Genomic DNA, 11988 nt, shown 5'->3' with positions numbered 1-11988 from the left:
CCGGCCGACCCGGACCCCACACCGGCCACCCCACCCGTCCAGGACCCGAGCCCCACACCGGCCGACCCGGACCCCACACCGGCCACCCCACCCGTCGAGAACCCGAGCCCCACACCGGCCGACCCACCCGTCCAGGACCCGAGCCCCACACCGGCCGACCCGGACCCGACCCCGGCCGCTCCGCCCGTCCAGGACCCGGACCCGACCACCCCCAGCCCCACCGACCCGCCGACCCCGACCGACCCGGCCCCCGCCCCCGTATCCCCCGGGGACGACTGCGCGGGCCCCACGCCGGGCGGCTGAGCGCTCTGCGGGAGGTGCGGTGATGGACCTGCGGGCCGGTGAGGGCTGCTCGCGGACTTCCCCGCGCCCATCACAGGGCGCGGTGCCTCACCGGACTTCGCCAAGACTGCGCGGACGCATCCCGCGTCACCCCGTGCGGTGCGACGACGGCGTCAGCCGACCTGGTTCTCCGCGACCGCCTGCCCGTGGACGACCACGTCGCCGTTGTAGAACATGCCGACGAACACCGGCGAGTACGTCAGCTGCACCTCGACCTCGACCTGGTCGACGTCCGCCGCCACACAGTGGGTGGCGGCGATGTCCGCGCCGGACATGTCCATCTCGCGGGCGAAGGCCTTGACGCGGGCGTCGCAGTTCTCGTAGTTGATCGGTGCTTCGCCGCCCTCGTTCTCGTAGAGGGCGTCGGTGTCGATGTCCTGGGCGGCGTAACGGGCCGCCTGTTCGGCGATGTCCGCCGCGCGCTCCCGTTTGGAGATGGAGAGGCCGCCGTCGATCACGAAGGCCGAGAGGGAGATGAAGACGAGGGCGAAGATGATGACCGCGCCGGCGCCGGAACCGCGGTCGTCGAGGTGGGCGCGGCGGGACCCCAGCCATGCGCGGACACCGGAAGGAACACTCAACTTCCTCATCCCGCCTTCCTCTTGAACGGGTCGAGCGGGGCCGTGAAGGAACCCGACATCGTGGTCTTGATGTCCAGGCCGACGATGGCCAGACCCTTCACCCGGCAGCTGACCTCGACCGTGAAGAGCTCGGCGTCCTCGAAGCCGGCGCTGGTCTTGTCCACCGTCACCGGGCCGACGCAGACGTCCGTCAGGTCGGCCTCGGCCGCCTTCCGTGCCTCCGCCATGGCGTTGCCGACGTCCCACTGGAGCGAGCCCGCGCGGGCGGCGTCGCGGGCCGCGCCGTCGATGGCGCCGCGCCCCTCCACCATCTGCCCGAAGGCGACCAGGACGAGGATGAAGAGGATCATCACCGGGGCCAGGATCACGACCTCGATGGCGGACAGGCCCCGGTCGTCATCCAGGCGGCGCTTGAAAGAGGACATCTAGTTGCCGTCCTCCGTCACGAACCGCTCCACCGGGCCGACCGACTGCGCGTGCACGGTGAGATCCAGGCCGGGGAAGACCGACGGGACCCGTGCCGTGATCTCCACACCCACCGTGTTCTGTTCCGGCTGGAGCATCGCCACGTCCGGTGACAGCACCAGGCTCGGGCCCAGTTGGCTGATGTAGTCGTCCACCACGTCCCGCGCCTTGCCCCGCCACGCACCCGGCTCGTCGTGCGCCGTGGCACGCGCCTTACGGGCGCCGGCCTGGGCGGCCGCCTGGGCCACGTGGTCGGCGAAGAAGTACAGCGCGAACTGCACGGTGGCGAAGATCATGAAGAACAGGACGGGGGTGAGCAGCACGAACTCGATCGCGGTCATGCCGGATTCGCCGCCCGTCGCGGCGGCTTCCCGTCGCCGGCGTACCCATGCCCGCATGCGCTGCACCAGACCCCCGTACCTTCTTCGATTCCGCTGCTTCAGCAGGTGCCGCTCTGGTTGGCGCCGTTGATGCAGTTCTCGACCTTCTCGGCGCCACCTTCCAGGGCACGGTTGATGATCGCGGCGACCACGCCGACGATCGCCACGACGACCGCGGAGATGATGACCCACTCGACGGCGGAGGCACCGCGGTCGAGTTCGCCGGAGCGGGCACGCTGCACGCGGCCCTGGAGGAAGGTGACGAGGAAGTCCACCGCCGGGATCCCCGTGCTGAAGTTCCGCTCGTTCATGGTCAGTTGTCCTTTCAGAGGCTTTCGAGGGTTGAGGCGGCGTCAGACTTGGAAGACCCGCATGGCGGCCGGGTAGATCAGGAACACCAGGAAGCCGGCACACAGCAGCAGCTGGGCGACGAGCATCGACTGTGACTTCTCGCCCGCGCTGCCCTCGATCTCGGCCATCTCGCGGTGTCGCATGGTCTCGGCGCGGGAGGCGAGCGACTCACGCACCTTCGCGCCGTCGTCCGCCACCAGGGCGAGGGAGGCCGAGAGGTCCTTCAGCTCCTCCACGCCCAGTTCCTCACCGAGCTGGCCCAGCGCCTGCCACTGGCTGATGCCGGTGATACGGGCGTCGGCGAGGGCGTTGCGGATGCGCTGGGTGGCCCAGCCGTCCGACACCTCGGCCGCCGCCATCAGGGCCTCCGGCAGACCACGGCCGCCGGCGAGGCTCATCGACACCAGGTCCAGATAGGCGCCGATCACCCGTCGCAGGTCGCGCCGCTTGTCGGCGGCGTCCCGGCGTACCTCCAGGTCGGGGAGGAAGAAGAAGACGGCCGCGAACAGCAGCGCCAGCCAGACCGGGATGATCGGGCTGTCGGCGATGGCCAGTGTCCACACGATCGCGAACATGAGCGGGCCGAAGAACAGCCCCGCCGTGGCCAGCAGCACCTTCGTCGCCAGGAACTTCTCCCAGCTGCGGTCCAGGACCGCGAGGTCCGCCCGCAGCGAGCGCTGCTCCCAGCCCTGTTGCAGATAGAACTCGGCGACGCGCTGGCCGACGTCGGCCCGCACCGAGCCGAGACGCCCCGAGTCGGAGGCGGTGCGCGCGGACTCGTACGCCGAGCCCCGGGCCCGCATCGCGTCGATCCGCGCGACCTGCGAGACCGCGCTCCGCTTCGACGGCATGAGGGCGCGGACCAGGACGTAGATGCCGAGGCCGATGATCGCGCCGACGGCGACCGGCATGGTGACGTCACTCATCGGCGTACCCCCTCTTCCTGCGACGGCTGGACCGGCTGCTGCTGGGACGGCGTGCGGGGACGGACGAACTGGACCGACGCGTCGTCCTTGATCAGGAAGCGTTCGGGTGTCTCGATCGTCGAAAGCTTGCGCAGCCACCAGAAGCCGAGGGCGAACAGGCCACAGACGATGGCGAGGACGACCTGGCCGATCGCCGTGCCGTACGGCTCCACGAACTCCCGGTTGAACACGGACAGTCCGAGGACGAAGGCGACCGACACCGCGACGACGATCTGCACCGAGCGCCGGGTGGAGGCCCGTTGCGCCATCACGCGATTGCGCATGTCGACCTCTTCGCGGGCCGACTTGGCGAGTGCGCCGAGCACCTGGCGCAGACCGGGGCCGCGGAGGCGGGCGTTGAGGATGAGCGCCGCGACGATGATGTCGGCGGAGGCGTCGTCGATCTCGTCGGCGAGGTGCTGGAGCGCGTCGGGCAGCGGCGTGCGGGCACGCAGCCGGTCGACGAGCGAGTCCAGGTGCGGGCGCAGCACGGGCGCCGAGGCCCGCGCGGACGCCGGGATGGCCTGCTCCAGGCCGACCGCACCGGCGATGGTGTCGCGCAGCGACTCCGTCCAGCCGGCCAGCGCCTCCACGCGCTTCATCGCGGCGCGCTCCTCACCGGCACCGCCGAACAGCCGGTCCCAGAAGAAGACGAGCACACCGGCCGCGATACCGGCCACCGCCCACTGCGTGAGCAGCAGGACGACGATGCCGACGATGGCGGCGAGCGAACCGCGCTGCCCGGCGAACCGGATCAGCTCGCTCGCCCGCTCGGCCGCCTTCTGCTTCTCGTGGTCCGGCTTGGCCGGAAGCCCTCGTACGGCGATGGCGAACAGCGCGATGCCACCGCCGACGGCGACACCGGACGCGATCGAGAACAGGACCTCGGTGGAGAACAGCCCGCCCATGGAACCGAGCGAGTCGAGTGCGGCAAAAGTCTGGGTCTGAGTCGTCATGGTCACCCCCACGCTCCGGTGGGCCGGTAGCCCTGTGCGATCAGGTCTTCCACGCACGCGATGGGCGCGTGCGGCACGATCCGGCCGTCGTGCGCCTCGGCGAACACCTCGCTGGACAGCACCCGGCCGTCCACGCCGTTGACCTCGCGGATGGAGGTGACCGAACGCTGGAGCCGGCCGCCCGTCTGGAAGTTGTTGCGCCGCTGGATGAAGACGACGAAGTTCACGGCGCCCGCGATCAGCATCTGGCTGGCCTCGATGGGCAGCCGCTCGGAGGCCTGCAACGCGTACGTGGAAATACGGTTGAAGACCTCGCTGGAGCTGTTGGCGTGGATCGTGGACAGCGAGCCGTCGTTGCCCTGCGACATCGCGTTGAGCATGGTCACGATCTCGTCGCCGAGGACCTCACCGACGATGACGCGGGAGGGGTTCATACGCAGCGAACGGCGGACGAGTTCCGCCATCGGGATCATGCCCTGGCCCTCGGAGTTGGGCAGGCGTTCCTCGAAGGCGACGACGTTGGGGTGGAGGTCGGCGAAGGTGTCGAGCCCGAGCTCCAGGGCGCGTTCGACGGTGATCAGACGCTCGTGCGGCGGGATCTCATTGGCGAGGGCCCTCAGCAGGGTGGTCTTTCCGGCGTTGGTCGCGCCCGCGATCATGATGTTCTTGCGGGCCCGGACCGCGCAGGCGAGGAAGTGCGCGACCTCCGGGCTCAGCGTGCCGTTGCCGACGAGGTCGGAGATGAAGACCTTGCCCATACGGGCGCGACGGATGGAGAGCGCCGGGCGCCGGGTGACGTCCATGACGGCCGACAGACGCGAGCCGTCCGGGAGCCGGAGGTCGAGCTGGGGGTTGGCGGAGTCGAAGGGTCGGGACGACAGACCCGAGTACGCGCCGAGCACCTGGATGAGCTCGATGAGCTCCTCGTCGGACTCGGCGACGGGGTCGCCCGTGACCTCACTGCCGTCGGAGTAGCCGACGAAGACCTGGTCGTAGCCGTTGATGTCGATGTTCTCGACGTCCGGGTTGTCGAGCAGCGGCTGGAGCCGTCCGACGCCGAAGAGCGCGGCGTGCACCGCGGCGGCGTACTGCTCCTCGGTCTCCGCGTCGAGAGGGGTCCGCCCGGCGTTGATCTCGGTGCGGGCGTGGTCCTCCAGGATCTGGGCTATGACCGCGCGGGCGTAGTGCCGCTCGTCCTCGGGGGACATCGGGGTGACGCCGGACACCTGGTCCTGGCGGCGCTGCTCCGAGATCCGGTCGCCGGCGTCCTGCCGGAACCGCTTGACCAGTTGATGGTCGACAGCGGTCATCGGCCGGCTCCGGCATGGCCGTTCATGTCGCCGTGCATCTGACCGTGCTGGGCCTGGGTGGGTACGGTCCAGGCGGCGCCGTACTGCTGGTAGAGGTCCGCGGTGACCTTGCGGGCCGAGCGGATGAGCAGCGACTTGTCGAGCCGCCCGCGCTTGCGGCCGGCCAACTGGTCGGCGCCGGCGGGGTCGTCGGCGATGGTGCCGACGACACGGGCGCCGGTCTGGGCGTGCACGAGCATGTCGTTGACCTGACCCGCGATCTTCGCCGCGCTGTTGGTGTCGGCGATCAGCACGACCCCGATCATCGGCGTGCCCAGGCTCGCGGCACCGCGCGCGCCGCCGTGCAGCTTGTTGCCGAGGGCGGCGGCACGGTCGCGCACGCGGGCGATGGCCTCCGGCTCGGTACGGCTGATCAGCAGCACGAGGGCGGCGTGCGGGAACAGGTCCACGGCGGGGGTGTCCCCGGCGATCCGGCCGCAGTCGGCGATGACGTCGGCGGCTGCGTGCGGGGACTCGGCGAGCGAGGCGAAGGAGTGCCCGAGGGTCGGCCACAGTCCGGCGAGACCGGCGGCCTGCTCGGCGTTCCCGAGTCCGACGAGCACCTCGAGCCCGCCGCTCAACGGCTGCACGTGGTCCCAGAGTTGGTCGGGGACCAGTCCGCGGCGCGCGGTGGCGGCGATGGACAGCATGCCGGTGTTCGGGTTGAGCGGCCCGCCGTGCGCGGCGGCACTGCGGTAGACGAGGTCGCCGCCCGCCGGGTCGGTCTCGGCGAGCAGCACCCGTCGCGGCCAGACCGCCGCGAGGGCGACGGCCGCGGTGGTGACGCCGGGGGAACCCTTGTCGGCGGCGAGAGCGATGAGCGCCATGGGTCGGGAGCCGCCTTCTAGTTGCTGCTGGGGACGAGGACGAGGACGACTTCGTTGTTGGCGGCGGCCTGGGCGAGGGCGGCGGCTTCGTCGGAGCCGACGGCCAGGGTGTAGGCCGAGTTGGTGCTGCCGACGAGGTCATCGTCACTCTTGGCACCCGGTGTGGCGGTCACGACCGCCTTGCCGACGAGCAGGGAGTTGTCGCTGCCGGACGTCGCGGCGGAGCTGTTGCCGGTGGCGGAGCCGCCTTCGGTGACGCGGTAGGCGGCGACGGTGTCCCCGACCTTGATGCCGGTCGGGAACTGACCCGCCTTGAGGGAGAGACCGACGAGGGTCTTGCCGTCGGAGGCGGCGACCTTGTCACCGAACATCTCCCCGACGGCGACGGCGCCCGCCGGGATGGTGCTGACGGCCTTCAGCTTCTTCAGGTCGTCCAGCAGTGACCACTTGATGTAGTGGATGCTGCTGTCCTCGGCGACCATGACGGAGGTCACGTTGCTGTTGGTGACCGATCCGCCCGCCGGGATCTCCTCCGTGACCTTGACGACCTCGATCCGGTCCCCGGCCTGGAGCACGAGCATCGTCGCCCCCAGCGCTCCGACCAGAATCAGCAGCACCGCCAGCGCCGCCAGCGCCGGTTTGCGCTCGCGAGGCGGCGTGGGAAGCCGGTCACCGACCGACGGCTGAGCAGGAGCGGCGGAACGACCCTGACCCGCCCCCGTACGCTCTTGGATCTTCACGCAACCGCTCCCCGTACACCCAAGAAAATTGTCTGCCAAATTCTCTGCAAATTAGGACACTTCACCCGCCGCTGCTCGATCTGCGCGGATAGCCATGCTGGGGTGAGTGTCAAGCCATGGCACCGTATCAGCCGCACATAAGCCCCTCAAGGCGCGTCCGGAGTCATGCGCCTCACCCTGCTCCTCGTTATTCATCTGCAACTTCTGGCGCGTGTTGCCCAGTTGTGCGGGAGCCGGAGCAGGGCCCGTGAGCTGTGCGGGAGCGAATCAATGACAGGCATCTCATCCTGCACGCGGGAGGGCTTTCGTCACGGTCCGCCCATGAGGCCTGCACGATTCGCTCACGAGGGCCGGAAACCGCCGTGCCATGATCCTTGCTCGATTCACGGACACGGGGCGGGATGACGGCGATGGCGAGCACGGAAGCGGTCCTTCTTCCGATCGGAGGGGCGGCGCTGGCGTCGGACGCCCGGGTGGCGGAGGCGGTGCGCGCGATCGGGGCGCGGACCGGCGTGGACTACACGGACGACCGGGCGGTGACGGCGTTGCTCGCGGAGCGGCGCCGGGCGGCGACGGCGGAGCAGCACAGGCCGCTGGCGTGGGCGGGCGGTATCGCCCTGCTGGCGTGCGTGGTGTGGCCGTTCGTGGCGGTGTCGGTGCCCTCGCTCGGTCCGAAGACCGCACTGGCGGCAGGCCCTCTCCTGATCCTGGCCGTGGCCGCGCTCACCCGCGTCCGCTCGAACTGGAAGCGTGAACTGCTGCACCCCGCGCTCGCCGGTTACCGCGAGGTCCTGGGCGTGGCCCGGGCGCACGGGATGCCGGCGGCGCATGTGCCGGCGTGGCTGGAGGGGAAGGCGGAGGGCGGGAGCGGGAAGGGGGCGACGCCGATTCCGTCGTACCCGGAGGCCGCTGTCACTGTTACGCGGGGTGCCACCGGAGGCGCGGTGCCTCCGAAGCCGGCCGCGGTCACCGAGTACGAACGCCTCGCGTCCTCCGGCGGCTGGCACGACGAGGCGGGCTGGCTGCTGCTCTTCGCGGGCGGGGGTGGCGCGGCCTGGGCCTGGTCGCAGACCGAGCCGATCGGTTACGCCGCCCTCGTGCTGATTCCCGTGGCGATCGGCGTCTGGCTGGCGGGCAGCAACCACGGCAGCGAGGAGACACGGCTGCGCGGGGAGGCGGTGGAGTACGTCCGGACGGTCACCGCGGCGCAGGCGGCCGGGGCGCAGGTGCCCGAACTGTCACCGGTCCTCCAGAAGTTGCTGCACGGCCAGCACGACTAGCACGACAGCTCGTCCCTCCACCTCACCGAAGACCAAGCACCCACCACCGAGGAGCCCCCACCATGAAGCGAGCCGCACTCGCCCTGCCCCTGCTGTCCGTGCTGTCCCTCACCACGCTCACGGCGTGCGGCGGAGGTGACGGCGACGGCGGCTCGGACGCGAAGACGACCGCCCAGCCGACGGCGACGGCCTCGCAGGCGAAGCCCGCCGTGGACCCGGTGAAGGAGCTGACGAAGCTGTTCGTCACGAAGGCGGAGGCTCCCGAGTACACCGTCGACGAACCCGCCAAGGGCGATGCCATGGCCGAGACCCAGGAGGACATGAGCGTCGACAAGGCGGCCTGCGCACCGCTGGCGTACGCGACCAACTACCTTCCCCTGGGCGACCCGGAGGCCTCGATCGTCCACATCGCCAACGACGGAACCTTGGCGTACAACTACATCACCCTCGCCACCTACGCCGAGGGCAAGGCCGAGACCGCGATGAAGGGTCTCGCCGAGGCGGTCTCCTCCTGTACGGCGGGCTACACCGCCAAGTCCGACAAGGCCAGCACCCCCTACACCTCGGTGAAGAAGGAGACCCCCTTCTCGGACGCGGCCGCCGACGAGTCGATCGCCACCGCCTCCACCGTCAGCTACAAGGGCACGCAGACCATGCGCACCCAGACCTTCCGCTTCGGCGACACGATCGTCAACTACTTCTCGATCGACAGCAGCGGCTTCATGCAGGGCCGGTCCAGCTCGGCCAAGGTGCCCACCGACCTGGTCAAGGCCCAGAACGCCAAGCTCCACTGACCCCACTTCACCCCACCGGGTGATCCACCGGCATTTCAGCGCGATTCCGCTGCTTAAGATCACGGACACGAACCCGAGCACGCCCGCCGAACCCGAGCCCTGCACCGGGGTCTTGCGAGGAGTCCCGATGACAGCAACGTCCCACGCCACCCACCGCTGGCAGCCCGCCCCCGGCGAACACGAACTCGCCCGCGTCCCCGTCTCCTTCGCCACCGGCGCCGTCGGCCGGGTGGTGGGGCGACGCTGGTTCCGCGACGCCGAACGCCGGGACATACAGGCGGAGTTGCCCGGCTGGCCGGCAGGACCGACGTACCGGCTCCGCTCAAGGGTGGGCATCGCGCTCGGCACCACGCTCAAGGTCGTGTCCGCACTCGCGCTCATCGCCCTCGCCGCGGTGCTCGGCGGCACCGGAGTCGGCCCCAGCGCCTCCGAACCCCTCGGCAAACCGGACGAACCCGAGAACGAGACGCAGGACTTCCCCGTCCTGTGGGCCGCCCCCGATACCGTCGCCCGATCCCTCCCCTGGCAGCTCGACCCCGCCCGCCGCCCGGACACCGACGTCACCCACGCCGTACTGACCGACCGCCGCCTCCTCGTCCTGGGCGCCCTCGACGACCCGAGGGATCCTTGGGAAGAGGTGCTCTGGGAAACCGAGTTGAGCGACATCGCCACCGTGGAGCGAAGGAGGTTCAGTACAGCGCAGCGCGACTTCAGGATCGTCTTCACCGACGGCTCCTGGTGCCGGCTCACCTCCCTCGACGGCGAACGACTGCTCAGCCACCTCGCACCGCTGCGGGACACCGTTTCGCACTAGCGAAGTCCCCCAGTAGAGTGCCGCGCGTGACAGCAGGCGGGGAACGGGGACGCACGGCAATGAGGGCGGCAGCGAAGGCGAACGGCGCGATCAGAGCTCGGCTCCTCACCCTCCTCGCCCTGCTCATCACGGCGTTCGCAACCGCCACCCCCACCGCTCAGTCCGCCGCTCCCGCCGCCCAGTCCGCCACCTCCACGGACACCCAGGCCGCCTACCTCGCAGCCCGACTCCGCACCGACCCGGTCTACGTCACCGACCAACTCCCCCGCGAGATACCGCAGTCCACCGCCCCCGACTTCGCGAGACTCGCCCAGCGCACCGGCGTACCGACCTACGTCCTCGTCCTCCCCGCCCAGGCCACCACCGGCGTGGACCTGCTCGACGCGGTCCACGACCACCTCGGCAAGGACGGCCTGTACGTACTGATCGACGAGTCGACGGTCACGGAGGCCAAGGCGTACGGGGTACAGGCCCCGGCGGAGGACGCGGCGACCGTCACCTTCTACGAACTCCCCTACGACGCGGGCCCGTTGCGCAGTTTCGAACGGTTCGCCGACGCCATCGCACAGGGCACCGAGAAGGCCGCGGCCCGCGCGGAGGCGGCACGCGAGAAGTACAACGCGGGCGACGAACCGGCCGACCTTTACATCGGCCCGTCCGACCGCGAGAACCAGTCGACCCTCACGGGGGCGGCGATCACGGGCGTACCCCTGCTGATGCTGCTGCTGGTTCCCTACGTACGGCGATGGTGGCGCCGCCGCCCCGGAGCGGCCCCCCGCAAGCAGGCGAAGGGCCGGTCGAAGGCCTCCGGAGGCTGGATCCTCGCCGCACTCGCCCTGGCCACCGCCGTGGCGATCACCCTCACCGCCCCCCTCGTCTTCGACCAGACCACGTCGAGCGCCTCACCCCCGCCCAGGGCGATCGACCTCAACGCCCGCCTCGACCGCGTCGCGAAGGGCCTGGCCGAGGACCCGGTGTACGCGGACCCGGAGAGCCCCCGGGTACTGGACACGGCCCAGCTGGCCCAACTGCACAGCCGTATCGAGAGGTTCAGTTCCTCCAAGGGCGGCGGCCCGGTCTTCGTCGCACTCGTCCCGCAGATCTACGAGGACGAGTCCCAGGGCGACGAGGAGGCGTTCGCGGCGGCGGTCCGCGACAAGCTCGACGGCAAGGACGGCGTCTACATCGTCGCCGACCCGCTGGACGGCTACATCGACGTCTTCAACTACGGCCTGGGCCTGGACACTTACAGCACGTTCTTCGATCTCCCGGAGTCCATCTCGTACGGGGACTCGAAGTCGGACGAGGCCGACGACCACCTCCTGGGCGAACGTCTCGACGACCTGATGGTCATCCTCGACAAGACCGCCCGCACGGACGAGCCGACCACCCCCGGCGACCCGTACCCGGTCACGGACCCGGTCACCGAGGACGAGCTGCGCCCGCTCTACTACGGCGATTTCTGGTCGGGCCTGTTCCTGGGTGTCCTCGCCGCGCTCCTGTTCTTCGGCCTCGCGGCGGCAGTCCTGGGCATCGTCCGCAGGCTGCTGCGGCGCCGCAATCCGGAACCGCTCCCGACCTCGACGCTGCCGCAAGTCTCCCCGGCGGCACCGTCGTTGTCGTATCTGCGCGACACGGCGACGACCGAGATCCGCGCCATGACCACCGCCTTCGGCACCGGCGAGACCGCGGACGCCCGCGCACGCAACCGCTACGACGCGACGATGCTGCTCACAGCCGAAGACGACGAAGGCATCGACGCCCTCGGCCCCGCCGCCCTCGTCGCGCTCATCGTCCTCGCCCGAGCCACCCGCGCCGCCCTCGCCGGCGACGACACCACCCGCTGCTGCGGCGTGAACCCCCTGCACGGCCCGGCGAAGTCCAGCCGCCACGTACGGGTGTCGACCGAGAACAACCGCCGCAAGATGCTCCCGCTCTGCGACCGCTGCCTCAACGACACGGCTCCGAACGACTATCCCTCCCTGCTGCTGACACTGCCGGGCCCGGACGACGAGTCGGAACGCACCCTGTACTACGAGGACGACCTGCTCTCCGCCGTCCCCGAAGGCTTCACCAAGCTCGGCCGCAAGGTGCGGGAGACGGCACAGGTCCACTGACGTGAGACGTACCGCCCTCCCGGCGCG

General features: G+C 70.4%; 13 protein-coding genes and 1 pseudogene. 5 read left to right on the top strand and 9 right to left on the bottom strand.

All coding sequences use genetic code 11. The annotated features are described in order from the left end of the window. Positions 1 to 303 (top strand): annotated as a pseudogene (locus tag ACWD3I_RS37485) (choice-of-anchor A family protein); the annotation flags it as partial. A gap of 152 nt (positions 304 to 455) precedes the next feature. Here the strand turns inward: ACWD3I_RS37485 and ACWD3I_RS37480 are convergent. Genes ACWD3I_RS37480 through ACWD3I_RS37440 form a run of 9 tightly spaced genes read right to left on the bottom strand, consistent with a single transcriptional unit; the run spans position 456 to position 6956 of the window. Beyond that, positions 456 to 932: a TadE/TadG family type IV pilus assembly protein gene (locus ACWD3I_RS37480; RefSeq protein WP_365394020.1), complete on the bottom strand. Its 477-nt coding sequence runs from the start codon at positions 930 to 932 to the stop codon at positions 456 to 458. After that, on the bottom strand, positions 929 to 1348 hold the full coding sequence (locus ACWD3I_RS37475; RefSeq protein WP_266889096.1) for a TadE/TadG family type IV pilus assembly protein: 420 nt from the start codon (positions 1346 to 1348) through the stop codon (positions 929 to 931). The genes ACWD3I_RS37480 and ACWD3I_RS37475 overlap by 4 nt, the downstream gene beginning before the upstream one ends. Then, complete coding sequence (locus ACWD3I_RS37470; protein WP_365394019.1) at positions 1349 to 1786, bottom strand: TadE family protein; 438 nt, start codon at positions 1784 to 1786, stop codon at positions 1349 to 1351. Between the two features lie 41 nt (positions 1787 to 1827). After that, entirely contained in the window at positions 1828 to 2079 is a 252-nt protein-coding gene (locus ACWD3I_RS37465; RefSeq protein ID WP_046263660.1) for a hypothetical protein, read from the bottom strand. Positions 2080 to 2121: 42 nt separating this feature from the next. After that, positions 2122 to 3045, bottom strand: coding sequence for a type II secretion system F family protein (locus ACWD3I_RS37460; protein WP_365394018.1), 924 nt, complete (start codon positions 3043 to 3045; stop codon positions 2122 to 2124). Continuing rightward, positions 3042 to 3992 carry a type II secretion system F family protein gene (locus ACWD3I_RS37455; protein ID WP_451084288.1) on the bottom strand — a complete coding sequence of 317 codons (951 nt, stop codon included), beginning with the start codon at positions 3990 to 3992 and terminating at the stop codon, positions 3042 to 3044. Before ACWD3I_RS37455 ends, ACWD3I_RS37460 begins: the two co-directional genes overlap by 4 nt. 50 nt (positions 3993 to 4042) lie before the next feature. After that, positions 4043 to 5350, bottom strand: coding sequence for a CpaF family protein (locus tag ACWD3I_RS37450; protein WP_267015160.1), 1308 nt, complete (start codon positions 5348 to 5350; stop codon positions 4043 to 4045). Further along, positions 5347 to 6216, bottom strand: coding sequence for a hypothetical protein (locus ACWD3I_RS37445; protein ID WP_365394016.1), 870 nt, complete (start codon positions 6214 to 6216; stop codon positions 5347 to 5349). The genes ACWD3I_RS37450 and ACWD3I_RS37445 overlap by 4 nt, the downstream gene beginning before the upstream one ends. A 17-nt stretch (positions 6217 to 6233) precedes the next feature. Next, a complete protein-coding gene (locus tag ACWD3I_RS37440; protein WP_365394015.1) occupies positions 6234 to 6956 on the bottom strand; it encodes a hypothetical protein in 723 nt (240 codons plus the stop codon). A 410-nt stretch (positions 6957 to 7366) separates the two neighbouring features. Between ACWD3I_RS37440 and ACWD3I_RS37435 the strand changes: the two genes are divergently transcribed. The 4 genes from ACWD3I_RS37435 to ACWD3I_RS37420 all read left to right on the top strand — a co-directional run bounded on the left by ACWD3I_RS37435 (position 7367) and on the right by ACWD3I_RS37420 (position 11961). Then, positions 7367 to 8236 carry a hypothetical protein gene (locus tag ACWD3I_RS37435; protein WP_365394014.1) on the top strand — a complete coding sequence of 290 codons (870 nt, stop codon included), beginning with the start codon at positions 7367 to 7369 and terminating at the stop codon, positions 8234 to 8236. 62 nt (positions 8237 to 8298) lie between these two features. Next, positions 8299 to 9030 (top strand): hypothetical protein, encoded by a 732-nt coding sequence (locus ACWD3I_RS37430; protein WP_365394013.1) that lies wholly within the window; start codon positions 8299 to 8301, stop codon positions 9028 to 9030. A gap of 127 nt (positions 9031 to 9157) precedes the next feature. Further along, entirely contained in the window at positions 9158 to 9844 is a 687-nt protein-coding gene (locus ACWD3I_RS37425) for a hypothetical protein (RefSeq protein WP_365394012.1), read from the top strand. 59 nt (positions 9845 to 9903) lie between these two features. Then, positions 9904 to 11961, top strand: a complete 2058-nt coding sequence (locus tag ACWD3I_RS37420) for a hypothetical protein (RefSeq protein ID WP_365394011.1) — start codon at positions 9904 to 9906, stop codon at positions 11959 to 11961. Positions 11962 to 11988: the final 27 nt, after the last annotated feature.

It is taken from the genome of Streptomyces sp. NPDC002817, from assembly GCF_053592055.1.
This window is presented reverse-complemented; position numbering and strand designations above follow the sequence as displayed.